The sequence below is a fragment of the Marivita cryptomonadis genome (genome assembly GCF_002115725.1).
GTDB lineage: Bacteria > Pseudomonadota > Alphaproteobacteria > Rhodobacterales > Rhodobacteraceae > Marivita > Marivita cryptomonadis.
The window spans coordinates 1-24,710 of record NZ_JFKD01000031.1 but is presented as its reverse complement, the minus strand read 5'-3'; the positions used below and the strand labels follow the sequence as shown (position 1 = coordinate 24,710).

The following is a 24,710-nucleotide window of genomic DNA, read 5'->3' as shown; positions in this document are numbered from 1 at the left end:
GGGTTCAAACCCGTCCCATACGTCTTCGTCTGGTCATCCGCACGCACTGTCAGAGACGCAGGATCAACCGTCAGATCTCCCGACACATACTCAATTGCGTAGTTCGACAGGCCAGACCCAATCGCAGCTGACGCCCCGATCTCATACGGGCTCCCGGAAACCGACGCATCCGACGCAAATCCCGCGCTCGACAACGTCACACTCTCAAGCACATCCTCGAAAAACAGCGTGCCTGCCGTGATCGTGAACTCACTCCCAACCGGGTTCAAACCCGTCCCATACGTCTTCGTCTGATCATCCGCACGTACCGTCAGAGACGCAGGAAGTATCGCCGCACTTCCAAGCCGATCAATCACGCGATAAGAAACACCGCCTGCACTCAGCAACTCGGTTGTTGGAAGAGTAAACGTACGCGACCCAACATTGCGTGACGAATAATTAAAGGGTGGTTGGAAAACAGTTGCGGTATTTAAACTGTCATCTTCATAATCAAATACAAAGAGAGACGGTCCCCCAACAATACTACCTGTTGTGGGAGTGACCCCAGTAAGTCCATACTGAACAGTAATGGGATTTGGTGTCGCAAGTATCACTGGACTTGTTGAGTAATTTACAGGGTAAAATCCGGTGTCCCCGGGTGCCCAAACACTATTGAAATCCCAGCTAGCTTCTTCACCGATGGAAATAAAAGTCTCTGTATTTTGAAATTCTTGAGTACTTAGGCTGCTCCCAGCAGCACTAGTTTCCAAGCCGGATGTGTCTCTATCCCAGAAACTACTGTTGCCTTCTGTTCCACTGGTTTGATCTGCTCCTGCAAATCCACCTCGCTCAACGGTGGCATCTCCAAGTACAGTCACTGTCCCAGTGGAAAACGATCTGTTTACAGGTCCTTGAAGGTCTCCGACAAACCCGCCTGCTCGAACAACGACTGCGTCACCAACATTGCTTTCGACATCAACCGAACCCAGAGCATAGCTATCATTAATGGTCGCTGGTGCCTCTTCTAGGAAAGAACTCTCCCAGCCTACAAATCCACCAGCGCGAATACTTGTTCCAAAAACATTTGAGACACTTACATCACCCAAGGCATGTGATCGGTTAATCGTTCCAAAGTTGTCACCGACAAAGCCACCAACTGCAACAGAAACCCCACCACCAAAATCACCTTTGACAATCGGTGAATCATCGGCTTCAACAAAGACATCGGCCACACTATCGTTTATAACTCCACCATTGGAACCAACTAGTCCACCGACACCTCCGGCCTGTCCCCGCACCTCTCCATCTACCCAAACATTTTCAATTAAACCGAAATTCGAGCCAGCTAGAATACCTGCTGAGCTGCCGAATATAGAGGCGTTACTGAGGCGTAAATTTCGAACGGTTCCGGTCCACCAGATGGTGTCAAACATTCCCCCTTGATCTACTCCCTCACCATTGAACGGAAGTGAGTAAAGATTGGAAATTGTGTATCCATTACCTTCCAAAGAGCCGGCGAACGCCCAGATTGGTAGGAAGCCCTCACGAGAGCCATAAGTCCAGCCTTCAGTCACACCGGCATCAATGTCATTAGACAAAGCATAATGCTTGTCCGTTTGCCCAGGGGATGTCATCCCTTGAACACCATAAATGTCTGATAAGATATAAGGATTGGCGAGCTCTCCGTTTCCAGAGCGCGCGCGTACAAAAGAGTTGAATGAAACGGCGTCAAATTCGGACGTTACAACAAAAGTTGGGAGTGGATCATTAATTTGAATCCAATCCCCATCACTTATTGAGAAATTTGATACATTAATTGCACTATTTGCATCCAGAATAATTGATCCTGCACTAAAGCTGAGAGTATTTGTTGTAATGGGGCCGTATAGGAATATATCTCCTATGGCATCCATCACCACTGATCCATTTGGACCATTTAAAGATCCGTTAAGTAGGATATCGTTGTCTGCTACAAACGCTAATTCCGTTGCGGCGGACCAGTCTATATTCGCATTAATGGTTATGTTGCCAGAATCGTTGGAATCACTTGTTGTATCTAATATAACATCGCCAAGCTCTAGATTTTCTTCGAGCCCATCTTCTCCACCCTCACCTGGGTTGATGGTAATGTTTTCCGGATCAAGAAGAAGAGTCCCCCAAACGCCATTAGGCGCACGCCGGTCAGCAATTCCAGAATATCTCAACACCTGCTTACTTGAGACTTCAACAAAACCGCCATCACCGCTAGAAGCGCCTCCTCGCGCAGAAATTTCTCCTGCAAAATCCGTTAAGAGATTAGACCACAACACAACTCTACCGCTGTCACCATCTTCGAGCGCATCAACGGAGATGTGGGTTTTTGCATCTACCAAGAGGGTTTGGGCGGACTGTAGCTCGCCTTGTCCGAAGAAATCTCCGCCAATTCGGATCAATCCACCTCCAGCATCACCACTCGCGTTAATTGAAGCTCCGTCGAGGACAATGTCTGAGCCTGTTATATCCACCTGCCCGCCACGCATACGAGGACGTTTGGATTCAAGAACTTCGATTTTTGCTCTGGACGCCTGAGTGGAAACTTTACCAGAGATAGTTATCCGCCCCCCATCGCCCCCTCCAAGAATGATAGTTCCACCTTGCATAGACACCGACCGTGCTTCAGCAACACCGCTCAAATTGACAGCATTGCGTACAGCTTCACGTGCTGTTGCGGCGCGCATCTCGATGAAGCCACCATCGGACCTGACGACACCGGAATTATCGATTAGTGCGCTTTCATCCTCCAATTCAGAAGGTAACGCAACTTCAAGGAAGCCATCACCCGAGAGATCCAGAGTAACCCGCTCTCCAGCACCAAACCCAACACGTCCCCTTGGTACTGTCACAGTACCTGAATTGCGGACCTGACCTCCAAGAAATGCGGCATATCCCCCTGGCGTGATCGTTACACGCCCCGCGTTCTCGACCTTAGCTGACGCACCCAAGCCCCGGAACTTTAATGCTTCTTTCTGAAAATCAGCATCTTCAATGTTCAAGCTTGATGCAACAAATGCACTTGCGTCCACGGCACCATCAGGTCCAATAAATATCCCGTTCGGATTGACCAAATATACCTGCCCATTGGCTGTTATACGCCCATGGATCTCACTGGTCGCATCACCTGTGACGCGATTAAGTAGTGCTGAAGATGCCGTTGGTTGCTGAATATCTACGTGGGCATCTCGTCCAACCGAAAAACTCGTCCAATTCACTACAGCTCGATCTTGGCTCTGTGACAATGTCATTTTCGAATTGTCGGTTATGGTAATATTTACCCCACCACTTACCACACTGGCATCCTGCGGAAGAGTGAGATCTGCATAAACCGCATGGGGCAAGCATGAGGCTGCTACAGTCAACATAAAACACGTACGTAGCTTACGCCGAACATCAAAACCGGAAATTTGACACGAAGCTGAACCGATTTTCACTTGGCTCTCCATCATTTCGTTCTCCCCGGCCAAACTCAACACGCATGCTGTTGGACCTAAAATTTGAATTTGTCTGCGCGAAGAGATCTACACCAATTCCATACGACTTGGCCTCGGTGTGGGCGCGCTCGGTTGCTGTTGGGTTTTCGAGCGACACAGATCCAAATCCCCAAAAGACATATGGGCTAAACAGTACCGGTATTTGTCCAATATCACTGCTGAACCTTGTGGATAGCTCTGATCGAACAACCCATCCGCTATCACCGCGCAAAGAGCCACTATTAAATGAGGAAAGTTCGTTTGGCCCAACCAAAGTCATTTGCTCTGACGTGACCAATGCATCTCCAAAAGAACTCTGGAAACGGCCGACAATAGATAAAGTCAAAGCATTGTTTAGAGATCTTTGATGGCTGATCGAACCCACAAGCTTGGTGAAGACAGCATCAGCGCCAGATCGAGAGAGAGGCACTCCACTTGATAATGCGTCCTTTTTCGAGTGTGCGTCTAAGACATTCAGGCCTTGAGACAGGGTCATGCCGGCCGACGTCACCGCTTGCTTCTCATGGATCACATTCATAGTGCCACCGAAGCGTAACACCGAGATGCGATCTTCGTAGATGCGCGCTCCCCCTATGAGATCTTGTGTATCTGTTTGGTGGTCAAGCGAAAGGGTCCCATCTAAATTCACCGTTCGCGAGCGAATAAATGGATATGCTAAACGTAATGACTTGCGGCTAAAACTCGATCTGGTAGGCGACAACGCATCGGTTTGTGTTGTGCGTGCATCTGTAATTTCACCGTTCAACGTAAGTCCAGAAAACCCTAGTGGAACAACAGCGCCTAGGGCGAGTATTCGGCTAACAGGTTCCGCGGTCAAAATATCATCTGGAGCCCCTCCGATGCGCAAATAAATTGTTTCGCCAAAGCGGAGAGAGCTATTAAATTCCAGGCCAAAATCAAACTTCAGTTTTCCAAGATCGTCGCTCGCTGGTGTACCGACACCAACAAATCCTGTAATTGGCCTAAACTCAGGTTCCAAAACAATTAGCGCACCGCCCTGCTTTTTGCCTGCACCCAACGCTGTGCGTAATGCCGTCCCTGGCGTGTCTCCTGCTAGTAGGAGTTGTCGCTCAAGCTCATCTTGGGTAATTCCTCGGCGGCCAATGAGAGGTTTGGTCAAGCCATCAATTCGTGCACGTGTTTTGTCAGGGACAGAGGTCGTGTCGATTTCTTCTATAAATCCGTTCACGACGACAACGCGAAGAACGCCTCCATCACGCAAAGACTGTTGGGGAAGTAGCACCCGGCTTAATACATAACCTGCAGACGCATAGGTTGCCTCAAGTTCTGACGTGGCATCAAAGAGCTCGGAAACGGGAATTCGGCCACGGGTCAAACGCTCAATAAAAGTCGTATGCGCGGTGACCATTTCGGACAGTCCGCCCTGTAAGTCAACTGCTGCAAGAGTAACGCCGATGGCTTCCGCACCCGGTGGTGCCTGCGTCCCAGGTTGTCCAGAAAATATAATTGATCCATCCAGCTGACGTAACTCTGGGGTTAACGTTTCCGGTGTAATCTGACTCGCAGTTGTCTGTCCAAACGACGGTTGCCCTATGCACAACGCAGTGCTTAAAAATGTGATCGCAAGAAACTTACGGCCTGTTTTTTCTACGATAGTATGGAACACTTTAGAGGCCCTGTGACTTTACGCTTTCACAGCACACTAACACGTGATTGATTTTACACCGAACGTAAAATCTTGTGCCAACGTAACTCCCAAGCACCCCTAGCGCGATAACGAGGTGGATAGGGTGCCTGCCGTCAGAGGCGTGCAATGATCTGAGTTGGTAACAGGGTCAGGGTTTCCAGGATGTTGAGCCCGTGCTTTTTGGCCGTCGAGATGACAGACCTGATGTCGGCGAAGACCTGCGCTCCCTCGAGGGTGCGGAAGGTGCCCGAGATTTTCATACGCAGCTTCATCATGCGTAGGTCTTGTCCTGCCTGATTGTTGGTGAATGGGACCGCGAAGTCTGCGATGAACCGCAAGACGTCATCGCGGTAGTCACGCAGGCGGAGGAGCAGGTTGTGGCCTGGCCGCCTGGCTTTTTGGCCGCGGGTGCCGGGGCTTTTGGCCAGCGGGGGCTGGCGTTCGTGGAAGGCGAGCCCCTTGGCGAGGATCGCCATGTATCCGATAATGATATCCTGGCGAACCGGTTCGGGGAGTTCGGTCTGGCCCTGGTCCTGAGCCGTGCACCTGAGCTGATTGGCACTAATGAGCAACGCGCTCATCTCCGTCGCCCAGGGCTCTTTTTCGATTTCTTCGATGGCCTTGAGCTCGCGCAAGTGATGCGCCCCGCAGAGGGCGTGGGCGTCCACTCCGTTCATATGTGCGTAGTAGGGTTTCCAGTGATCATGAACGATCGTCCCGCCGGTCAAAAAGGTTGGAACAGCACCGCGTTTGGCACTGATGCGGTAATGCGTGAAGACGGCATCGCAGATCGAGTGCCCCCAGTGCAGCTTGCCGGCGACACGAAGTCCAGTCTCGTCCAGATGCCGAACGCCGCTTTCGGCAAGCTGGTGGCCCCAAACAGGTCGCGCAGAAGCTGGCAGACCCGATCCTCGGGTATCAGCTGCTGAACATTGCAATAGACCGCAGCCGCCCGCATGCGCGGGCCGTATTGCACATGCGCGGCCACGCCATCGGGAAAGCCAGCCGTCGTCATGGCGCGACAATGGTCGCAACAATAAACTGCAGCCTGATGCTCGGTGACCTCCAGGCGTGGCGCGGGCAAGTCGAACACCTGACGCTTCTCGACCCCCTTCACCATCTCCGCCGTCAAGGCCCCCTGACAGGCGCTGCAATGCGTCGCCTCATGCCGTTCGACAAAGTCGGGTGTTGACGTCTGGCGCAAGGTGTCGCCCCGATGGCCAACCTGGCCGCCACTTTTCTTTCCGGATTTGCCACGCAGGCTGCGCGGGGCCGGCTTCTTCAGGCCATCACTTGAAGGGGGCTTGCTGCTATTGCTGCTGTTCTTGGCCAACTGTCGGCGCAGGTCCGCGTTCTCGTCCGCCATGCGCGCCAACGCGACTTCAAGCTCTGCGATACGGCGCAGAGCCGTGGCGAGGAGTTGTTCAAGAGCGGCAACATGATCCATCCCACAATTGATTCAGAGAAATCCAGCCGGTGCCACGGAATTCAGACCAGAACGAAAACTTCATGCGTCCGATGGCAAATAGGACTCACCCCAAAACCGACCGATAATCCGCGAGCGGGTGCTTGGGAGTTACAGAAAATATTGATAAATCGATCCTTCTCGGCGTCTAAAGTGGTCGTTAGGTCCTGGTGCTTCTGTAAGCCGTTAACATGTCCTCCAAAACGTCATTTAGCCGCCTGCCCTCTTCGTCGCGCAGAGTATTCAAGTCATCACGAAGCTTGCTTGAGACGTATATACGCCAGTACGTCATGTCTTCATTTAGCGGTGGCCGCCCACGCCTAGGAGCTGGCGACGGTTCAGCAGTGTCAGTGGAACGATTGAAGCCGTTTGCACGTCCTGCTGCGGCGACAGCTTCAGCGTCAGCTCTTGGGCGAGAGATTTTCTTCTTCCGCTTCAGTCCCGCCCCAATTTTCGGCTCCACAGCTTCTTCTTGATCATCATCGCTCAAATTGAGGAATGTTCCTGCCATCAGTTTGCCTCCAGTATTTCTGCCAGCTCTTTGCCAAGCTGCGCGGTGTTGCTGATCGCGCTCTTCACAGACTGGCTGTCTTGAAGTTCGAAAAGGGTGCGGCCCTCTGCCATGACTCTCTCGAATGGCGCGCGACGCATGAGTTCGGTTTGCAGGCGCTCCACCCCTGCCCCGTCCAGCTCAGCCAACAGTTCTTTGTGAGATTTGGTGACGATTGCAGCGTCCGTCTGCGTGATCAGAATGCGAGCTGGCACCGTTCGTCTGGCAGCTCGCCCCGCGTCTCGGATCATTTTGAGGGCCGCACCCGCAGCATCGCCGTCCAATGCACTGGGGCGCATTGGAATGATGCAGAGATCAGAAGCCGAGGCAGCATATGACGCCATGAGGCCCGCTACGCCTTCGAGGTCAACGAACACCAAGTCGTGGTCATCGCTCGCCGCCTCCAGCGTGTCTAGAATGGTGCTGTCAGAAGGGTCTGAGATCACTTTGAAAGGTGCATCCCCAAGGTTCTCTTCATTGCGTTTCCCCAGCCAGACGCGTGCAATGCTCTGACGTGGATCAGCGTCTACGATAGCAATCGAGAGGTCTTCATTCTTCGCGAAAACCGATGCCAGCGTCAGTGTCGCAGTGGATTTTCCACAACCACCTTTGGGTGAGAGAACGCTTACAATCATTTGTCTGCTCGTTGTTTTTCTCTTTTATATGACGTGCCACAAAATATGTCACGTCATTTTTTATATGCGTCATATAATATGACGCGATATTTTATACAGCATATTATATGTTCTACTGCTGGCGCGCTGCCCACTTGCGGCAGAACCCGATAAATGCGCTGTCAGGATTGCGCGGCGGTTCCATGCCTTGCTCCAATAGGCTCATGACCCACGCCCGCCACTCCTGTTCGATGACATAAACATCCCAACCAGGTGCAGCTTGTCGGGCGGTCTCAAAGGTCTCTGGCATAAGCTTGGTCGAGAAGCTCGAACCGACAATGACCTGTTGTGAAACGCGGCTGCGGAACGACACCATGTCGTCTTCCATGCTCACCGAATAGTCGGGCAGGTGGTCAAAATCGCAAAGTGCGCGAACGGCCATTCGGAAGTTGCGAATAGCATCGCTCGACCCACACTTCTTTTGAAGCTTTTTCAAGCCAATCTGCCAAGATTCCTTCGAGCCGCAGTGCTTTCGGGCGATCTCGTAAATCCGCCGCTCGATTGGCTTGCGGAGACGAAAATAATCCGGGTGAAGGGTCAGAACTTCGTTGGCCTCGATGGCCTTGAAGAGCCATTCTGATAGCTTAAGGCCCCATTCGGTGACACGGCCATCGTGTCGTTTGCGCTTGATCTTCGCGCCCTCGATTAGGCCGAAAGCCTCCCATGTCTCTTCGCCGCCCGTCTTGATTGTCGTCCTGAGACGAGTGCTATCCAGTCGGTCAAGGGAGTCACGCAATAGATCGTAGTCATGGCCACCCGTGTGGCGGTTGCTGAACTCCAAGAAGTCCTGCGCGTGGAACTGGATTTCACGCGAGTAAGGGCGACCTTCGTTGCGCGCCGCCATGATTTGGCTGATTGCGAAGATCAAAATGTCCTTGTCATAAATATTCGCAATACCCTTAGGGCCAGGCGTAACCTCCAAGACAACATCCCCATGCTCGTACCTTTTAACGTCGCGGATCGGCTTCTTTGACAACGTGAAGATGGGATGCTCCATGGACGCCATATCGCTTTTAATGACAGCATCGGCCACATCACAGATGAACAGATTGGCCTGGGGATGGCGATCCGGGAGGAGGGGGCGATGATCGTCATCCATGAATTACCTATCGGGATAACAGCTGCACTGATATTGCTATCGGGATATTAGCTGCACCACAAGAGCTATCGGGATAACAGCTGCACTTTTCCGGATAATACCTGCATTCTATCGGGATATTAGCTGCACCCCGTGTCCGTAAATTCATGAAATCATTAGATGAATCTATCATCAGCTGAAGCGTAACACATTATTTAACACATTTATAACACTCAGCGCCTGTGGATAACTAAGATAGGCCATACAAAAATAAGGGATCACGACGATGGGCGCCAAGTTCGGTGCTGAGAAGGGCAGGGCATTGAAACATCTACTGCCGCGCTGTCACCGAGACCGCTTGGGAAAGGGCAATATGACGTGCTAGCAGCGCGGCTCGACGAAGTGGCTGAAACACTGAAAGGCTGGATCGCCCGCGACGGCATGCTGGATACTTACAAGCTGCGCGAACACTTGTTCCCCGACGTGGCCACCATGACGGCCGTGCTGGCAGAGGAAACGGCTGGATAGGGCAGGGGAGGGCACTTATGACATTTTCCCACTTTTGTCATGAGTGAAACTCAGCGCGCTGCTGACGGTGCCTACGCGGCAAGCGCTTGTGCATGCACGATGGCGACTTTGCTTGGAAAAGGAAATTGACAAATGGTAACGTATATGTAACTAATTTTGCATGGCTAAACTCGTAGTCTATGTCACTGAAACGGGGAAAGCGCCGTTCGATGATTGGTTTGCCAAACTGGATACGGCCGCGGCATTGAAGGTCAGAACGGTACTTGCACGTATCGAAACCGGCAACCTGGGCGATGTGAAGCCCATAGGGCAGGGCGTGTCCGAACGGCGTATCACCTTCGGCCCAGGCTATCGCGTCTATTTTGGCCAAGATGGTGACAAGCTTGTAATCCTGCTTTGTGGTGGCACGGAAAAACGTCAGTCCAAGGACATCGAGCAGGCCAAGGCATTTTGGGACGACTACAAAAACCGAAAACAGAAAGGAGAATGACATGGCGCTGACAAAAGATTTCAAAGACACCATCAAAGCACGTGCCGAGCGTGATCCTGAGTTTCGTGTTGGCTTGTTCCGTGAAGCAATCGAGGCGATGCTTAGCGATGATCTCGAAACCGGCAAGGTTCTTTTGCGTGACTACGTGAACGCCACAGTGGGGTTTGAGGCTCTCGCTGAGGACATGCAGAAAGACCCCAAAAGCCTGATGCGCATGCTTAGCGCTAAGGGAAACCCGCGCGCTGATAACCTGCTGGCCATGGTTGCCCGCCTGAAGCAGCGCGAGGGCGTGTCTTTTTCACTCACGCAAAACAACGAGATGCACGCATAAGCGTTCACACAAACCGCGTTGTGGAGCACGAAGCGCTTCGTGGTGACAGACGACGATCGGCTGGAAGGGGTAGTGTGTGGATGCCCCCGGTTTTGCAAGGATTTTCTGATCGGTGTGAACGAGATTGATTGCGGTCGTGTGTCAGGCCTCGGATTGCGGCTTTTCACACGCCGCGGGCCAAGATGGTCAGTTCGCTGATCGGGTCCAATTCGATTCCGCGGGCTCGTACGACGCCCTACCCCTATCTGGCTTTCCAATCAGGATCTGTTCAATCGACGTCCATTCTTCTCAGTGCATTCCTTGCATTCCGCTTTAGCGCTTCAAGCGCGGCGGAAACTCATGCGGCCACCTTTGACTTAATCTGATAGTCCTGCTCTTTGGTGAGCATCGCCCATATCTGACGTGCCATCCGATTGGCGAGCGCAATCGCCGCGACAATCTTTGGCTTGCGATCCAGCTTATCTTGCAGCCATGCATGGCAGCGTTTGCCACGCCTTGTCGCCACCGCAATGCAGCTCATCGCGCCGATGATCAGGGCACGCCGTATATCTTTCTGTCCCATCTTGCTGGTCTGACCCAGGCGGGTCTTGCCACCTGTTGAATGCTGTTTGGGCACCAATCCTAACCAAGCGGCAAAGTCACGGCCTTTTTGAAAGTTTTTCATATCAGGCGCAAAAGCCTCGATGACCATAGCCGCAATTGGCCCGATCCCCGGCATCGTTTGCAGCCGCCGCGCCGCTTCGCTTTCTGTACAGTGCGACTTTATTTTTGTAGTCAGCGTCTCAATCTCTTCCGAAAGGCTGGCGATACGTTCAAAGTGTAGCTGAGCCATTTCAGCCGCTAGTGTTGGCAGGTCTGGCGTGTCGGTGACCTGCGCGGCCAAGCTTTCGACGTTTTTCAAGCCTGTAGCGGCGATGATACCGAACTCGGCCAGGTGGCCCCGCAATGCATTTACGGTTGCAGTTCTTTGCTCCAAAAGCTGATCACGTGTTCGCACCATCATGGTCAGCGCCTGAGTTTCAGCCGATTTGGGCGGGACAAAAGACATGTTCGGTCGTAGGGCCGCTTCGGTAATCGCCTCGGCATCAGCCGCATCGTTCTTGTGGCGCTTGACTTATCATCAGGTGGCCGTAATGCGGAGGAACGTGCGAAAGGTGCATGAACCCGCTGAATTTATGAAATTCAGTGTCGGCTTTGCTCATCATTATTTTCGGATGAACCTCTGTTGTTTGCACAGCAGAGGAGCCAGCAATGACAAACGCAGATCATCACGTAATCACCGAACTCGAAGCCGTACTGACCAGCCAAGAATACAGCTCGGTGGTGGTCAGGAATTACTGCGCCTATGCGCGCGGCTTCCTTGACCATCTTGCGCAGCGGAACATCCCGGTCGCGGATGTAACCGAAGCCCAAGTGGAGCAATACCTGCGCGAAGCGGTCGCGCTGTTCCAGCGCCGTCACGGCCGCCTTCCCGGTCCGCGCTGGCACCAGATTCCCTGCGCGGGTATTCACGCGCTGCTGCGGCTTGTGCAGGGCCGTTGGCCACCGGCTACAAATGCGGCCTGTGCGGCCGACGCGTTGCGATTTGCGATCTGCGACGAGTACGAGGGCTGGCTTCTCGATGAGCGTGGCCTTGCCCGGCCCAGCATCGATGCGCTCCTGTGGGAAGCCCGACACTTCCTGGCCTGGCAACTCGAACGATGCGGCGCCGAAGGCCTGATGGATCTGAGTGTCGACGACACCGACCGCTATATGGACCTGCGTGCATTGAAGCTGACGCGCAGCTCGCTGAAATCTGTTGCGGAGCGGCTTCGTTCACTGCTGCGTCATCTCTATAGGGCGGGCCACATTGCGACCGACCTGTCGCCGCACATCATCGCGTCGTTGCTCTACGCCTATGAAGGTGTGCCCTCGATCCTGGAACGGGGCCAGATCGCCGCGGTACTGGAAAGCGCGAGGGCGGACAAGACACCGGCGGGGCTGCGGGACTACGCAATCTTGCAACTCCTTGCAACCTATGGGCTGCGGTCTGGAGAAATCCGCAATCTGCGGATCGAGGACATCGACTGGCGGAGCGAAACCATCCGTGTCCGTCACAGCAAAACGGGAGCCTGCTCGTTCCTGCCTCTGATGGCGCCCGCGGGCGAGGCCGTTCTCGCTTATCTGCGCTCCGGACGGCCAGCGACCCATGCCAGGGAGATCTTCATCCGCACTCGCGCGCCCTATCGCAAGCTTGAGAAGCTATACAGTCTGGTTCGACGGCGGCTCTGCGATGCCGGCATCAAGCCGCCAGGCAAATGCGGGCCGCACATCTTCCGCCATGCGCGTGCAGTGGAAATGCTGCGCGCGTCAGTTCCGCAAAAGATCATCGGTGACCTCTTGGGACATCGCTCAACCGCGTCGACGGTTCCCTACCTCAAGCTTGCCACTGAGGATCTTCGGGCCATTGCGCTTGATGTGCCGGGCACAGAGGTGTTGGCATGACTACTCGCTGGCCCGATCCCGATCGCAAGACCATTGACCACTATCTGGCAGGCCTTGGTCTGCGCAGCATGAAAAGCCGAACCTGCTACCGGCAGGTCTTGCAAGGCTTCCAGAACGTCGCCGAACATTACAGCGAACTTGGTCAGGACGTGCTGGTCGCGTGGCTGCGGGTATCGGCTGAATGCTGGGCAGCGACTACGCTGCTGCACCGCACCCGCATCGTTGACCGGTTCCTCGATCACCTTCTGAATACCGAGGCGATCGACCGCAATCCCGTCACCACCCTGCGCGAAGCATGCAATATCAAGCAGTGCATGCCGGTCTGGCGCGCTCTGGCGTCGCGCAATCCGGAAAAGGCCCTTGCCGAATTGCACCGGCCCCGGCCGTTCGGGAGCGTGCTGGGAGAGGTTTTGGCTGAGCACGTCGCGCTGATGCGGAACCGGGGATACAAATACACTTCGCAGTCTGCCCGGTTGAACCAGACCGGGTTTACCGGAGACAGTTTAGTTCCTATTCTGCGGCGAGAGTAACGGCGTTTAGACTGTCATAGTAGCTCCTTTCTGCTTGTGCTGGGGCGATGTATCCGATGGGTCCAAAACGGCGTTCGTGATTGAACCAATGGACCCAATCGAGCGTTGCAAATTCGACGTCTTTTTTGCCTTGCCACGGGCCCTCGTGCTCGATGACCTCAGCCTTGTAGAGACCGTTGATTGTCTCGGCCATCGCATTGTCATAGCTGTCACCGACGCTGCCGACTGACGGATCGATTTTGGCTTCCTCGAGGCGCTCTGTGTACTTGATCGACAGATATTGAACGCCTCTGTCGCTATGATGGATAAGGGTTTTGGGATCTGGTTGACGCGCCGCCAACTGAACCAGACCGGGTTTAGCGGAGACGGTTTAGTTCCTATTCTGCGGCGAGAGTAACAGTGTTCAGACTGTCATAGAAGTTCCTTTCTGCTTGTGCTGGGGCGATGTATCCGATGGGTCCAAAACGGCGTTCGTGATTGAACCAGTGAACCCAATCGAGCGTTGCGAATTCGACGTCTTTTTTGCCTTGCCACGGGCCCTCGTGCTCGATGACTTCGGCCTTGTAGAGCCCGTTGATTGTCTCGGCCATCGCGTTGTCATAACTGTCGCCAACGCTACCGACCGACGGATCGATTTTGGCTTCCTCAAGTCGGTCAGTGTACTTGATCGACAAGTATTGAACGCCTCTGTCGCTATGATGGATGAGAGTTTTGGGATCGGGTTGACGCGCAGCCAGCGCCTGATCCAAAGCATCGAGCACCATTTGGGCATTGGGGGAGGATGAGACCTTCCAGCCGACAATGTAGCGGGCAAAGACATCAATGATGAAGGCCACATACACAAACCCCACGGCCGTTCTGACATAGGTAAAGTCGGCTACCCACAAGATGTTCGGGGCTGGCGCCTTGAACTTTCGGTTCACCTTGTCTTCAGGGCACGGCAAGGCAGGATTGCTCTTCGTGGTTGTTACGTCACCGCGTGTAATCCCCTGTATTTCCATGCTTTTCATGAGGCGAACAACTGTGCAACGGGCGACTACAGTACCTTCATCCAGTAGGTCGTGCCAGATTTTCACGGCCCCATATCGCTTCCTACTCTTCTCCCAGAAATGGGTGATCCTGGTCATTATAAAGGCATCACGCTTTGCGCGGGCGGAGGCCTTCTCGGGATTGAGCTCAATCGATTTGTGGTGGTAATATGTGGATGGCGCGATCGGCAAAACCTTACAAATCGCCTCGACACCAAGATGCTCACGATGGTCATCTATGAACATGATCATCTCTTCCGTAGGCGGTCGAGGTCCGCCGCCGCGAAAAAAGCTGACGCCTTACGAAGAATGTCATTGGCCTGACGCAGCTCACGGATCTCGCGCTGAAGCTCTTTCATCTGCGCGCGCTCAGACAGCGTCAGACCTTCCCGATCACCTGTCTCAATCGCCTGTTTGTTGACCCAGTCCCGAAGCGTTTCAGGGCTACATCCTATCTTCTGCGAAATCGATCTGAAGCACTCAGAACGCGTCCGATAATCCGCTTCATTCTCAAGCACCAAACGCACTGCGCGCGCACGCACTTCTGTCGAAAAACGGTTTCCTGAATTTCCTTTGGTCATGACTTACATTCCAAGCTTTATGCTCTCCGGTAAACCCGGTCTGGTTCAAGATTTGACCAGTTCCTGCAGCTGAACCCGGCGCTCCAGGAACAGCCGATCGGGGTGATGCTCGATCACTTGGCGGCGGCGAAATCCACGCGCAATCACGCTGCCGAATGTGAAAATCTCAGGCGCGCCCTGACAAAAATCTTCCGTCACCGGGATCCATCGATCCCATCGCGCCGACCGGACCCGCGACCGCAGAAGGACGTGGTCAAGCAATGGCGCAAGCCCCACATCTACTCGTCTGCCGATATACGGCGGATGCTCGACGTTGCTCGCACCTTCCCCTCACCACGGTCACCACTTCGCCCGCTGACGATCTACACCATGCTGGTGCTGGCCTATTGTGCAGGCTTACGGCGGGGCGAGCTTGCCCGTCTCGATCTTACCGATGTCGATCTCCAGAGCGGTACGATCACGGTTCGCCAAACAAAGTTCTTCAAAACCAGGATCCTGCCGCTGCCCAACAGCGTGATGGCCGAGCTTCGAGCCTATATCGAAGCCCGACGCCGTGCTGATGCATCGCAGGATCCATGTTCCGGTCTGTTCTGGCACGAGCAGGGCCGCACCCGCCGCTACACGCCGGAAATGATCACCTGGCTGCTCACTAACGTCATACGGCGCGCCGGGTTGAAGCCACTGCAAGGGCGAACCGGGCCGCGCGTTCACGATCTGCGCCACTCGATGGTCGTGAACCGCATCTTGGAATGGTACAAAGCGGGCATCAATCCGCAGGACCGGCTGCCGTTCCTCGCGACTTACCTCGGGCATCGGGATATCAATTCCACCCTGGTCTACATGGGGTCTGATGCCGGAGGGGGCAGAATAGTACGCTAAGGTGGTTTGATCACTTTTTGGGCCACCGGTATTCACCAGTGAGCAGGATGTGGGCCCATCCGAGGGGTGAGATATGCGCCAGAAGGTCTGGTGAGCAATCCAATCCATCGCGGCGGCGGCCGTTGACTGCCTGCCCGAGGTGCTTGGTGTTCCAGTAAATGATGATCGCGGCGAGCAGATTCAGGCCGGCCATTCGGAAGTGCTGACCTTCAGTTGTCCGGTCGCGGATTTCACCCTGCCGTCCGATGCGCAGTGCATTCTTGAGGGCGTGATGTGCTTCGCCTTTGTTCAAGCCGATCTGAGCGCGGCGTTGCATGTCGGCATCCAGCAGCCAATCGATGATGAACAGCGTCCGTTCGACCCGTCCGATTTCACGTAGCGCAACGGCCAACTCATGCTGCCGGGGATATGCAGAGAATTTTCGCAAAAGTTGGCTCGGAGGCATTGCGCCCGCCACCATGGTAGCCGCGCTGCGCAGGATATCTGGCCAGTTTGAGCTGATAACGGGTTCCCTGACCTTGCCGCCGATCAACCCCTTCAGTTCTTTTGGGCAAGTTGACGGATCGAAAAGGTAAAGGCGCTTGGATGGCAGATCCCGGATGCGGGGGATGAATTGAAAGCCCAGAAGGGCGGTGACGGCGAAGACGTGGTCGGTGAAGCCGCCGGTGTCGGCATATTGTTCGCGGACTCTCTGGCCTGCGTCGGTCATCAACAAACCGTCCAGAATGTAGGGCGCTTCGTTCACCGTGGCCGGGATAGTCTGGGTGGCGAAGGGTCCGAACTGGTCGGAGACATGGGTGTAGGCTTTCAATCCGGGTTCATGGCCGTATTTGGCGTTGATCAGGTTCATCGCTTCGCCCTGGCGCGTGGTGGGGAAGAATTGCCCATCACTGGACGCGCTGGTGCCAGCGCCCCAGAACCGGGCCATTGGTAAGGCGTTCTGGCCTTCGATCACCATGGCCAGGGCGCGCGCCATCGCCTCGCTTTCGACATGCCACCGCGACAAGCGCGACAGTTGGAAATAGTCGTGGGTGTTTGTGGCACCGGCCATTTTGCTGAGCCCGAGGTTCAGCCCTTCAGCCAGCAATACATTCAGCATACCGACCCTGTCCCTACACGGGACACCCGTGCGCCGATGGGTGAAGGCTTCAGTAAAGCCGATCTCGTCATCCACTTCGAGCAGCAGGTCGGTGATCCTGATCTCTGGCAGGCGTTTGTAAAGGTCGAGCACCAAAGCGTCTGCCTCTTCGGGAACTTCGGCAGTCAAGCGGTCAATCTTGAGCACGCCGTCTTCGATAGAACCTCCCGGCATGGCACCGGACCTGGCAGCGCGGGCCAATCGCTGCAAGCCGTCAGCCAAACGAGATTTGCGATGAGCCAACCAGGTTTCCGGCTCATATGGCATGGCCAGTCTTGGCGTTGCCTTGGCAACTTCGGCCGGAACCAGCGCGTCCTTGAGGTCGCCATACCTGCGGGAATGGGCAAGCCAGATATCGCCAGCTCTGAATGCATCGCGCAAGTGGCATAAGACAGCGACTTCCCAGAGGCGGTGCCCGTCGTCTTTATTCAGATGCTGATGCCATTTTGAGGCGCGGCGCAGAAAGGTCAGCGGGCGGTCGCCGGTGGTTTCCCTTCCCGCGGCGATAGAGGTAGCGGCGAGTAACGGTTCGGCCACCGGTGCGGCCTGAATATCGAGCGTCCGCAACATGCGGGGCGCATATCGTCGAAAGCGGTGATAGCCGTGAACAACATGTGCCAGTGGATCGGCCGCCAATGTGTCGGTGAGCTGGGCCGCGGTGGCCACAAGCCCTCTGAGCGAAGTCCAGCCTCCGGCGTCTTGAACCGCGTCGCTCAGGGATGCTTGATCTTCATGTGCCTCCAGCAACGCTGATCCAAAATTGGAAAAACCATGCAAGGTGTCCTTCAAGGCTGCCTTGGCGTCCTCCGCCCGAGCATCGCAGGCGCGTTTCGCCTCGCGCCACGTTTTCCCGACAATACGATCATGGGTCTCGACCACTGCGTCGGCAATGGCGCTACGCCATTCCAAAGCGCAGACCGCGAGGATGGCAAGTCGACGGTCGCCTGAAATATCCCGCAGATCACCTGCAAAATACCGTTCCCCTTGCCGTCTGAGGCGCGCGATGCGGTGGGGTGGCACACCCGACAGGACGGTCCGGTCCACGGCGATGTCTTGCAAGAATTCCAGCCGGTCGAGCAGCTTGTTCATGTCAGCCGAGTTCTGGCCCACTTCAAACTGGCGCAACCAGACGAAGCGGGTGACATAACTGTCTGCGGTTTCCGCCAACAGGGCATCAAGTCGGCCGCGCATCTCATCGTCCAGCCGGTCGGCAATCCGAGCGTCGATCCGTCGCTCTGCAGCGACGAGAGCATCTGCGCAAAGGCGTTCAATAACCGTGATCCCCGGTAGAATAGTCTGGGTCGCCCGGCACTGTTCCACGAAGCGTCGTGCCAAATCCTCATTTGACTGAGCGGTTTCAGCTGTCCTCTCCAGCCAGGCCTTCAGATCGCGCGATCCTCGTCCGGTGAACATCTTGTAGCCATAGAAATCACGCAGGGCAGCCAGGTGTTCACGGCGGGTTTCCTCCCTCGTCGCATAGTCTACCAGATCATCGGGTCTCAACCCGAGTTGCGCAGCCAAAAAGCGCGTCACTGCCGCAGGAATGACCTCACCTGGTGCCAGCAATCGACCGGGGTATCTCAATGCGCAAAGCTGGAGGGCGAAGCCGAAACGATTATGGGGGCGGCGACGTGCGTGGATGATTTCCAGATCATCGTCCGCCAAGGTGTAGTGGCGCAGCATCGCCGCTTCGTCGGTCGGCAGATTAAGCAGTGCTGCCCGCTGGCGGTCAGTGAGCATTTTCCTACGGGGCATGTGGTTCCTTCCAAGATCAAGGCGACTGTCCGTAAGAGGTTCCTTCACCGGACATGTGTTGCAAAGGTTCGCAAAGTTAGAGAAACCACACCTCAGAATATCTCATATAGATGGTACGATTTGATTCGCACATGCCGCCCCTTAATCGTACGCTGAAGCCATGACTGTGACCAAAATTGGCTATGCCCGCTGCTCGACCGACAAACAGGACCTGACCGCACAACGGCAGGCCCTATGCGCCTTGGGTGTATCGGAGGACCGTATCTATACCGACCACGGGCTGACGGGCACCAACCGCGCCCGCCCTGGTCTTGACCAGGCATTGGCCGCCGTGCGGGAAGGTGACGTGCTGGTCGTGCCAAAATTGGATCGCCTTGCCCGGTCCGTCCCCGATGCACGCGCAATCGCAGATCAGTTGGAGAAAAAAGGCGTCAAGCTCGCGTTGGGGATGTCCATCTACGACCCGACAGACCCCATGGGTAAAATGTTCTTCAACATTCTGGCCACCTTCGCTGAGTTTGAGGCCGATCTCATCCGGTTACGGACCAAGGAAGGCATGGCTATCGCTCGGGCAAAGGGCAAACTCCGTGGAAAGCAGCCTAAACTCTCCGAAAAACAACAAAAAGAGCTCACGCGTATGCATGCCACCGGTGACTATTCCATCAGCGATCTGGCAGAACTGTTCGCTATATCGAGGCCAACGATCTACAGAACTTTGCAACGCACAGGAGCCAAAATCAGCCCTTAGCGTACTATTCTGCCCCCTCCGGCATCAGACCCCATCATGGCCGCGCGCGTCTCTCGAGTGCTGCGCGATGTCGAGAGGCGGTCGCCATGATCGACCACCGTTGTGTTGTCTCGGAAGGTGATCTGAGGGGGAACATCCTGCAGATCGACAAAGCGGACGGCCTCAGACACGGCGGGATCGAGATGGAGACCACAGTAAATACGGCGCAGGAGGGTCAGCTTGAACGCCGATGACGCTGTCGCTTTGCGATCCTCCTGCCAGACTACCCCGGATAGACTTTCGATCTCCTTGTGATCTCCTTTGCGATCATTGACGTATGCGCTGCCCGGATCTTCATAGGTCCCAAGCCGTGCCTCCATCTTCCTGATGGAAAACTTCGACCCGAAGGCCGAGGCTTTCGCGAATTCGGTGCTGCCCAGGATGCCGATCCGCGCGCCGGACCCGGCCCTGTAATATCGCAGCCCGAGCGCCCCGAGTTCGGCGTGAAGGCCCTGCCAGTCCCGCGCGGAGGCAACGACCTCTGCAAACCGGGCCTTCAGGGCGTTGGGGATGCTGTGTTCGAATGACTCGATCCCGATTGATTTCTCAAACTTTCGGGCGCCGGAGGTTTTTGGCCTCTGCCCGGCGTCCCGGGCAGCCTGCTTCTTGTCCCAGGCCTCCGGGTTGGGCTTCAACGCGACTGCGCCGTCGGCCGAGACATCGAAGTCAAACCGGCCCCGGTCGTGCGACCAGCCTTGTTCCAGCTCGATTTCTCGGCAAGCCTGTTCGATCCGGAGATGGTCGTGCGTCTTCGACCAGACCTTTCCGGTGATGGGGTGAACGGTGTTGCAAACCAGATGAATATGTCGCCGTTTTGTGTCGTGATGCGTCCCGATGACGATCTGATGGTCCTCTAGCCCCAGGCTGCGGATCATGTGGTCCGCGGCCTCAATCATCTGGTCGTCCGTCGGCTGCTCCAGTTCATGCCAACTGAGGACCAGATGGTAATACGGTTTCCGGACCCGGCTGTTCAGATCGGACGTAAGGCGCATGTCCTCGGCCGCGTTCTGCCAGTCGCTTGAGGCGAGGTTGCGCAGCTCTACGCGGGCCGCCTTGCCGCAGACATAGGCCACGCCAGGCTTGAAGGCGTCCGGGCGGCCACCGGACCCCTTCTCCCCCTCTCTCTTGATCGCCTCGCCGATCATGCCAGCAGGGCCCGGATCTCTGCGGAGGCCTTCTCAACAGCGGCGATGGCATCATGAATCACGCGCATGTCATCGGCCGAAAAGACGGTGAGACGCCCTGCGTTCGCGGCATAGGCGAGTTGGTTCAAGTTGGAGCCTTGCTTTCCCAGCTCGCCTTTGATGCGCAGCAGGTCATGGCGCTCGCGGCGCTCAAGCTCGGCCTCACCGAAGACGAAAGCAGCATGATAATCACGGTGGTTCGTAAACCCGGCCCTGCGTGCCCGCGCGATGAACCGGTGCAGCTCTTCATCGTCCACCCGCTGCTGAAGGAGGTTGTTCCTTCTCCGGCGGTTTGATCTCTGTTTCCCGTCACCTGACCGTGCCATGTCCGCTCAGCCCCAATTCGCCCTTCTTCCTTTTTATGACCCCTCCGTGAAAAAACCTAACGCACCCCTTCCCCTAACGCCCATAGCTGATCCCGCCGACGCCATCTGGCGGAGAAGGAGATCAGCCCATCACCGCTGAACGAAACATCCGATTTGGCCGCCGTCGGTCAGGAACGGCGGCTCGGCGCAGAGGCCTCGAGCTTCGAGAAAGAGATACATCCCCCAAGCCGTGGTACCGGCGAGGCATGCGGCAACAAGGGCACCGACCACGGCCGCGACAATAAGCTGCCGCCGGGAGATGCGGTCGGCTGTCGTGATCGATTTTTGCGCCGCGTTTCGCGCGATCTTGTCGGAGGCCTGCTCAATGATCCGTGCGATCGCTTTCTGCGCCTCGGCGCTGGCGATCGGCCCGGCCCGGTCTGGGATCGCTTTCAACTCGTCCAGAACACGCTCGACGTCGCGCAAGGTATCAATCCTGCCCGACCGGATAGCCCGTTCGTAGTAATCGAGCACCATGAGCACCGGCCACAGTTCGTCCCGAGAGGAGAGACCCAATCCCGCTTTGACTGCCAACAACCGGGCCCGGTCTTGCTCCGTGGGTGCGCGGCGGTAGATCAGGGTGAACAGGTCCTCTGGAAGATCAGTCATTCGATCAGTCCCGCGATTTCCATCTGCTCGGACCAGGACCTCAGCGCTGCTTTCACCCGCATCTTTTGGAGCATAGAAAGCTTGTCCGAGGTTTGTGCGGTGATCAGGTTCAGATCGTCGGCGTTCTCCAGAATGTCATTCACGCGGGGGTCGAGCCGGATCAAGTCGATAACGGCAGCCCCTCGGGCTTCGAGATCGGCTTTGGTCTGCGACGTGTCGAACAACGTGTACGCGCGGTCCTCGCGCCAGTTGCGCACAACGATCCACTTCGTCGTCTCTGGCAGGGCCTTCATCTCTTCACGTAAGGCGACAATCGGCGACCGGGTCTGATCGATCACGAAGACGGTGGTCAATTCGGCGTCGATCTCGGCCATCAGCAATGGGAGGCTGAACCCGTCTTCGGAGGCACCGTCCTGATTCAGTCGCGCTGTGACGTCCGAGCCGCGCGCGGGGAGATCAATCAAGACATCCCCGGGGCTTTCCGCGATGACGTCGAAGAGGGCATCGCGGCCTTTGGGGGTCATGACGTTGATGCAGTGGACATCCCGTTTCCCGCCTTGAAACGCCGCGTGGAGGCCCGGGTTTTTGTTGTCGCCATCGACCAATGTAACCGGGTGTTCGGCCTGGAGCATTACGGCGGCCATCCGCTTTGCGACTTCGGTTTTGCCGACGCCGCCTTTGTCTCCATGTATGAAAAAAATCCGCTTCACAGGTCACCTCCTTGATCGCGAAAATCCGATGTGGGGTCCTCTTTTTGACCCTTTGTCCTCCCCCTGTCCGGGGCGGTCTGTATCTTGGGCTCGGTTGGACCGGTCCGGCGGGTCCACGCTCGGGTCGGTGCGATCCCGGCCTGGGTCCGGGCGCGGCGCACGTAGGTTTTGAACGTGTTCATGTTGAGCTGTTCATCCTCCGGGAGTGTCTTGTTGAGTTCCGCGCAGATCTCTTCCAGAGAGAACCCGGCTGTCATCTTTGCGTGGATGTCCTGGATCAGGCCGGTGACGAAATCGGCCCTTGTCAGTTTCTTCTCCCGTCGCGTTGACATCGACTTGAGCGCCGCCTTCGCGGTTTTAAGGTGTTCCGTTTTGAGTGCCATGCTGTTATCCTCGCTCTACACGGCAAGTGTCTTCGATGACCGTGAAAATACGAAAATAAATCTTCGGAATCCTCTTCCGGAATGACCTGCTGCCTAGCAGGGTATGGCGACGGTAAACCGTCCCCCCCCTGATCCAGCAGCGGCGGCGACACTGAAGTGTCTTCTTCTCGCAGGATGGACAACTTGTCGGCGCCGGGGGCTTCTCCGCGGTGCGTTTGGGGCAGTAGGGGAAGAGAGAATAACACAAGGCGAAACAGGTCTTGCACCGATGGACCGGGAGATGGGCTTCGGCGGGCACCATTTTGGGGCAGACCCTAGATGACGCCCTAAGCGTGATCTCTGTGCCGTTTATAGCGTGTCTTGTCTGTCCGGATTCATGTTCCCACGCGATCTGATCTGTGATTCCATGTCTGTGAGCAGATATGGAGGTCGCAAATGGGCAAACCACATCCTCTTGCGTTGCGCGAGCGGGTTGTCGCCTTTGTCGAAGAGGGCAATTCACACCGGTCGTCAGCCGCGCACTTCCGTGTGTCGGTCAAGTTCGTGAACGACATGGTCAAGCTGAAGCGGGAAACCGGTCGCCTTGAGCCGAAGCCTCAAGGCCGCCGTGGTCATGGCAAGCTGGCCATTGTGGCCGGTTGGGTACGCGAGCAGATGGAAGCCCGCCCTGCAACAACGCTGGACGAGCTTCGAGCCACGCTGGAACGCGAACATGGGATCAGGGTGCACCGTTCCTCTGTGGGCGGCTTGCTGCACCGGCTCGGGCTCTCGCATAAAAAAAGATCTGCGGGCCAGCGAACAGAAGCGGCCCGATGTGGCGCGGGACAGGACCATCTGGATTACGCGTCGCCAACCCTTCATGCGCAACCATCTGGAACGGCTCATCTTTATCGATGAAACCAGCCTCAAGACCAACATGACAAAGACCTGCGGATGGACCCAACTCGGGGAACGGCTGATCGAGCATGCTCCCGCAGGGCGCTGGAACACTCAGACATTCATCGCAGGTCTGCGACATGATCGGATCGATGCCACTGGCGTGATGAATGGGGCGATGGATCGGGAGATGTTCGAGCTTTACGTCGAAGGCATCCTGGCACCGACATTGCGTGAAGGGGACGTCGTGATCCTCGACAATCTGCCAGCCCATAAAAGCGCTGTGGCTCAGAAGATCCTCGAGGACATCGGCGCATGGTTCCTCTTCCTTCCGAAATACAGCCCTGATCTCAACCCCATAGAAATGGCCTTTTCGAAGCTGAAGGCCCTCATTCGGAAGGCCGCGGCACGTACCTATGACGACCTTTGGAAGGCTGTCGGAACCGTATGCAGCCTGTTTACGCCGGACGAGTGTTACAACTTCTTCCGAGCCGCTGGATATGAAACCGATTGAACCGGACACGCTATAACGATGTCAGTGACGGTATTTTTGGAAATGCCGAGATCGCGCGCAATCCATCGGTATGATTTGCCGTCTTGAACGGCCTGCAGCACCTTCGGGGCTAGCTTATCAGACTTGGGTCGCTGTCCCGGCTGTCGCCCAAGCTTTTTGCCGCGGGCCCGTGCAGCGGCCAGGCCGGATTTCACGCGCTCGCTGAGAAGGTCGCGCTCGAATTGGGCGATCCCGGCCAGCATTGTGGCCATCATCCGACCGTGAGGTGTATCGAGCTCGAAGGTCATGCCGTTCATAGCCACGACCGAGACTTTCCAGCCCGCAAGGCGATTGAGGGTATCGAGCAGGTCCTGAGTGGACCGCCCCCACCGGGAAAGCTCGCTGACCAGAATGGCGTCTATATGCCGGGCCTGCGCGAGATTGAGGATCTGATTGCGGGCGGCGCGATTGGCTGAGGCCCCGGAGGCCGTTTCCTTGAACATGCCGACCACGTCATAGCCGCCGCGTTCCGCAAATGCGGTCAGTTCCGCGACCTGCCGCTCACAGGACTGATCAGAAGTCGAAACTCTGGCGTAGATGGCTGCACGGTTGTTCATATCCTATCGCTCTGCTGCTTG

The 24,710-nt window shown here is 55.9% G+C and carries 24 protein-coding genes, 2 pseudogenes and 1 other annotated feature; of the genes and pseudogenes, 9 read left to right on the top strand and 17 right to left on the bottom strand.

Features of this window, described 5'->3' with window-relative positions; translation table 11 throughout:
• The 7 genes from MCRY_RS20690 to MCRY_RS20665 all read right to left on the bottom strand — a co-directional run.
• Positions 1 to 3,461 (bottom strand): two-partner secretion domain-containing protein (locus MCRY_RS20690; RefSeq protein ID WP_085633429.1); only part of this gene is annotated, 3,461 nt, incomplete at its 3' end.
• Positions 3,406 to 5,133, bottom strand: coding sequence for a ShlB/FhaC/HecB family hemolysin secretion/activation protein (locus MCRY_RS20685; protein ID WP_244897942.1), 1,728 nt, complete (start codon positions 5,131 to 5,133; stop codon positions 3,406 to 3,408). The genes MCRY_RS20685 and MCRY_RS20690, both read right to left, overlap by 56 nt.
• 134 nt (positions 5,134 to 5,267) lie before the next feature.
• Positions 5,268 to 5,963: an IS66 family transposase gene (locus MCRY_RS23455; RefSeq protein WP_425320143.1), complete on the bottom strand. Its 696-nt coding sequence runs from the start codon at positions 5,961 to 5,963 to the stop codon at positions 5,268 to 5,270.
• Positions 5,879 to 6,601, bottom strand: coding sequence for a DUF6444 domain-containing protein (locus MCRY_RS23450; protein ID WP_139834142.1), 723 nt, complete (start codon positions 6,599 to 6,601; stop codon positions 5,879 to 5,881). Before MCRY_RS23450 ends, MCRY_RS23455 begins: the two co-directional genes overlap by 85 nt.
• Positions 6,602 to 6,779: 178 nt before the next feature.
• Positions 6,780 to 7,130 carry a hypothetical protein gene (locus MCRY_RS20675; RefSeq protein WP_085633425.1) on the bottom strand — a complete coding sequence of 117 codons (351 nt, stop codon included), beginning with the start codon at positions 7,128 to 7,130 and terminating at the stop codon, positions 6,780 to 6,782.
• Complete coding sequence (locus MCRY_RS20670; protein ID WP_085633423.1) at positions 7,130 to 7,804, bottom strand: ParA family protein; 675 nt, start codon at positions 7,802 to 7,804, stop codon at positions 7,130 to 7,132. The genes MCRY_RS20675 and MCRY_RS20670 overlap by 1 nt, the downstream gene beginning before the upstream one ends.
• Before the next feature lie 112 nt (positions 7,805 to 7,916).
• Positions 7,917 to 8,942: a replication initiator protein A gene (locus MCRY_RS20665; RefSeq protein ID WP_085633421.1), complete on the bottom strand. Its 1,026-nt coding sequence runs from the start codon at positions 8,940 to 8,942 to the stop codon at positions 7,917 to 7,919.
• Between the two features lie 357 nt (positions 8,943 to 9,299).
• Here MCRY_RS20665 and MCRY_RS23020 point away from each other — a divergent pair, with 357 nt between their 5' ends.
• The 3 genes from MCRY_RS23020 to MCRY_RS20655 all read left to right on the top strand — a co-directional run bounded on the left by MCRY_RS23020 (position 9,300) and on the right by MCRY_RS20655 (position 10,270).
• Positions 9,300 to 9,449 carry a hypothetical protein gene (locus tag MCRY_RS23020; protein ID WP_176234540.1) on the top strand — a complete coding sequence of 50 codons (150 nt, stop codon included), beginning with the start codon at positions 9,300 to 9,302 and terminating at the stop codon, positions 9,447 to 9,449.
• Positions 9,450 to 9,609: 160 nt separating this feature from the next.
• Positions 9,610 to 9,939 carry a type II toxin-antitoxin system RelE/ParE family toxin gene (locus tag MCRY_RS20660; protein ID WP_085633419.1) on the top strand — a complete coding sequence of 110 codons (330 nt, stop codon included), beginning with the start codon at positions 9,610 to 9,612 and terminating at the stop codon, positions 9,937 to 9,939.
• A 1-nt stretch (position 9,940) separates the two neighbouring features.
• The gene (locus MCRY_RS20655; RefSeq protein ID WP_085633417.1) at positions 9,941 to 10,270 is read left to right on the top strand and encodes a helix-turn-helix domain-containing transcriptional regulator; all 330 of its coding nucleotides are present in this window, start codon (positions 9,941 to 9,943) and stop codon (positions 10,268 to 10,270) included.
• Between the two features lie 337 nt (positions 10,271 to 10,607).
• Here MCRY_RS20655 and MCRY_RS20650 read toward each other — a convergent pair.
• Positions 10,608 to 11,366, bottom strand: a pseudogene (locus tag MCRY_RS20650) (IS110 family RNA-guided transposase); the annotation flags it as partial.
• 155 nt (positions 11,367 to 11,521) lie between these two features.
• Here MCRY_RS20650 and MCRY_RS20645 point away from each other — a divergent pair.
• Entirely contained in the window at positions 11,522 to 12,754 is a 1,233-nt protein-coding gene (locus tag MCRY_RS20645; protein WP_085633415.1) for a site-specific integrase, read from the top strand.
• Positions 12,751 to 13,284, top strand: coding sequence for a hypothetical protein (locus MCRY_RS20640; protein WP_217808250.1), 534 nt, complete (start codon positions 12,751 to 12,753; stop codon positions 13,282 to 13,284). Before MCRY_RS20645 ends, MCRY_RS20640 begins: the two co-directional genes overlap by 4 nt.
• Here the strand turns inward: MCRY_RS20640 and MCRY_RS20635 are convergent.
• Both MCRY_RS20635 and MCRY_RS20630 read right to left on the bottom strand, forming a co-directional pair.
• A pseudogene (locus tag MCRY_RS20635) lies at positions 13,265 to 13,624 on the bottom strand (integrase core domain-containing protein); the annotation flags it as partial. The gene MCRY_RS20640 and the pseudogene MCRY_RS20635 sit on opposite strands and share 20 nt — an antisense overlap.
• A gap of 37 nt (positions 13,625 to 13,661) precedes the next feature.
• A protein-coding gene (locus tag MCRY_RS20630) for an IS3 family transposase (RefSeq protein WP_139834141.1) occupies positions 13,662 to 14,893 on the bottom strand; the annotation gives its coding sequence in 2 pieces (ribosomal slippage) (positions 13,662 to 14,596 and positions 14,596 to 14,893; 1,233 coding nt in all).
• Positions 14,490 to 14,606, bottom strand: a sequence feature (AL1L pseudoknot). (Overlaps the previous gene by 117 nt.)
• Positions 14,894 to 14,998: 105 nt before the next feature.
• On the opposite strand from MCRY_RS20630, the gene MCRY_RS20625 reads away from it, so the two are divergent.
• Positions 14,999 to 15,772 (top strand): tyrosine-type recombinase/integrase, encoded by a 774-nt coding sequence (locus MCRY_RS20625; RefSeq protein WP_217808249.1) that lies wholly within the window; start codon positions 14,999 to 15,001, stop codon positions 15,770 to 15,772.
• A gap of 10 nt (positions 15,773 to 15,782) precedes the next feature.
• On the opposite strand, the gene MCRY_RS20620 is transcribed toward MCRY_RS20625, so the two are convergent.
• The gene (locus MCRY_RS20620; protein WP_085633411.1) at positions 15,783 to 18,665 is read right to left on the bottom strand and encodes a Tn3 family transposase; all 2,883 of its coding nucleotides are present in this window, start codon (positions 18,663 to 18,665) and stop codon (positions 15,783 to 15,785) included.
• Between the two features lie 160 nt (positions 18,666 to 18,825).
• On the opposite strand from MCRY_RS20620, the gene MCRY_RS20615 reads away from it, so the two are divergent.
• Positions 18,826 to 19,413 (top strand): recombinase family protein, encoded by a 588-nt coding sequence (locus tag MCRY_RS20615; protein ID WP_085633409.1) that lies wholly within the window; start codon positions 18,826 to 18,828, stop codon positions 19,411 to 19,413.
• Here MCRY_RS20615 and MCRY_RS20610 read toward each other — a convergent pair.
• The 5 genes from MCRY_RS20610 to MCRY_RS20590 form a co-directional block, all read right to left on the bottom strand.
• Positions 19,410 to 20,597: a relaxase/mobilization nuclease domain-containing protein gene (locus tag MCRY_RS20610; protein WP_085633407.1), complete on the bottom strand. Its 1,188-nt coding sequence runs from the start codon at positions 20,595 to 20,597 to the stop codon at positions 19,410 to 19,412. The two genes, MCRY_RS20615 and MCRY_RS20610, sit on opposite strands and share 4 nt — an antisense overlap.
• Positions 20,594 to 20,962, bottom strand: a complete 369-nt coding sequence (locus MCRY_RS20605) for a plasmid mobilization protein (RefSeq protein WP_425320141.1) — start codon at positions 20,960 to 20,962, stop codon at positions 20,594 to 20,596. Before MCRY_RS20605 ends, MCRY_RS20610 begins: the two co-directional genes overlap by 4 nt.
• Before the next feature lie 129 nt (positions 20,963 to 21,091).
• Positions 21,092 to 21,610: a hypothetical protein gene (locus MCRY_RS20600; RefSeq protein WP_085633403.1), complete on the bottom strand. Its 519-nt coding sequence runs from the start codon at positions 21,608 to 21,610 to the stop codon at positions 21,092 to 21,094.
• Positions 21,607 to 22,320, bottom strand: a complete 714-nt coding sequence (locus MCRY_RS20595) for a nucleotide-binding protein (RefSeq protein ID WP_085633401.1) — start codon at positions 22,318 to 22,320, stop codon at positions 21,607 to 21,609. The genes MCRY_RS20600 and MCRY_RS20595 overlap by 4 nt, the downstream gene beginning before the upstream one ends.
• Complete coding sequence (locus MCRY_RS20590; protein ID WP_085633399.1) at positions 22,317 to 22,703, bottom strand: hypothetical protein; 387 nt, start codon at positions 22,701 to 22,703, stop codon at positions 22,317 to 22,319. Before MCRY_RS20590 ends, MCRY_RS20595 begins: the two co-directional genes overlap by 4 nt.
• Before the next feature lie 435 nt (positions 22,704 to 23,138).
• Between MCRY_RS20590 and MCRY_RS23265 the strand changes: the two genes are divergently transcribed.
• Positions 23,139 to 23,600: a helix-turn-helix domain-containing protein gene (locus tag MCRY_RS23265; protein WP_217808248.1), complete on the top strand. Its 462-nt coding sequence runs from the start codon at positions 23,139 to 23,141 to the stop codon at positions 23,598 to 23,600.
• On the top strand, positions 23,563 to 24,093 hold the full coding sequence (locus tag MCRY_RS23260) for an IS630 family transposase (protein ID WP_217808247.1): 531 nt from the start codon (positions 23,563 to 23,565) through the stop codon (positions 24,091 to 24,093). The genes MCRY_RS23265 and MCRY_RS23260 overlap by 38 nt, the downstream gene beginning before the upstream one ends.
• Here the strand turns inward: MCRY_RS23260 and MCRY_RS20575 are convergent.
• Complete coding sequence (locus MCRY_RS20575) at positions 24,054 to 24,689, bottom strand: recombinase family protein (protein ID WP_085633396.1); 636 nt, start codon at positions 24,687 to 24,689, stop codon at positions 24,054 to 24,056. The two genes, MCRY_RS23260 and MCRY_RS20575, sit on opposite strands and share 40 nt — an antisense overlap.
• Positions 24,690 to 24,710 lie beyond the last annotated feature (21 nt).

Bases quoted from the DNA above. Each gene is read 5' to 3' on its own strand.
- MCRY_RS20605 (WP_425320141.1), bottom strand. From the start codon at position 20,962: ATGGCACGGTCAGGTGACGGGAAACAGAGATCAAACCGCCGGAGAAGG.
- MCRY_RS20600 (WP_085633403.1), bottom strand. From the start codon at position 21,610: ATGACTGATCTTCCAGAGGACCTGTTCACCCTGATCTACCGCCGCGCA.
- MCRY_RS20640 (WP_217808250.1), top strand. From the start codon at position 12,751: ATGACTACTCGCTGGCCCGATCCCGATCGCAAGACCATTGACCACTAT.
- MCRY_RS20645 (WP_085633415.1), top strand. From the start codon at position 11,522: ATGACAAACGCAGATCATCACGTAATCACCGAACTCGAAGCCGTACTG.
- MCRY_RS20620 (WP_085633411.1), bottom strand. From the start codon at position 18,665: ATGCCCCGTAGGAAAATGCTCACTGACCGCCAGCGGGCAGCACTGCTT.
- MCRY_RS20670 (WP_085633423.1), bottom strand. From the start codon at position 7,804: ATGATTGTAAGCGTTCTCTCACCCAAAGGTGGTTGTGGAAAATCCACT.
- MCRY_RS20655 (WP_085633417.1), top strand. From the start codon at position 9,941: ATGGCGCTGACAAAAGATTTCAAAGACACCATCAAAGCACGTGCCGAG.
- MCRY_RS20660 (WP_085633419.1), top strand. From the start codon at position 9,610: ATGGCTAAACTCGTAGTCTATGTCACTGAAACGGGGAAAGCGCCGTTC.
- MCRY_RS20615 (WP_085633409.1), top strand. From the start codon at position 18,826: ATGACTGTGACCAAAATTGGCTATGCCCGCTGCTCGACCGACAAACAG.
- MCRY_RS20575 (WP_085633396.1), bottom strand. From the start codon at position 24,689: ATGAACAACCGTGCAGCCATCTACGCCAGAGTTTCGACTTCTGATCAG.
- MCRY_RS20665 (WP_085633421.1), bottom strand. From the start codon at position 8,942: ATGGATGACGATCATCGCCCCCTCCTCCCGGATCGCCATCCCCAGGCC.
- MCRY_RS20675 (WP_085633425.1), bottom strand. From the start codon at position 7,130: ATGGCAGGAACATTCCTCAATTTGAGCGATGATGATCAAGAAGAAGCT.
- MCRY_RS23265 (WP_217808248.1), top strand. From the start codon at position 23,139: ATGGGCAAACCACATCCTCTTGCGTTGCGCGAGCGGGTTGTCGCCTTT.
- MCRY_RS20610 (WP_085633407.1), bottom strand. From the start codon at position 20,597: ATGATCGGCGAGGCGATCAAGAGAGAGGGGGAGAAGGGGTCCGGTGGC.
- MCRY_RS23450 (WP_139834142.1), bottom strand. From the start codon at position 6,601: ATGGATCATGTTGCCGCTCTTGAACAACTCCTCGCCACGGCTCTGCGC.
- MCRY_RS23260 (WP_217808247.1), top strand. From the start codon at position 23,563: ATGCGCAACCATCTGGAACGGCTCATCTTTATCGATGAAACCAGCCTC.
- MCRY_RS20625 (WP_217808249.1), top strand. From the start codon at position 14,999: ATGCTCGATCACTTGGCGGCGGCGAAATCCACGCGCAATCACGCTGCC.
- MCRY_RS20590 (WP_085633399.1), bottom strand. From the start codon at position 22,703: ATGGCACTCAAAACGGAACACCTTAAAACCGCGAAGGCGGCGCTCAAG.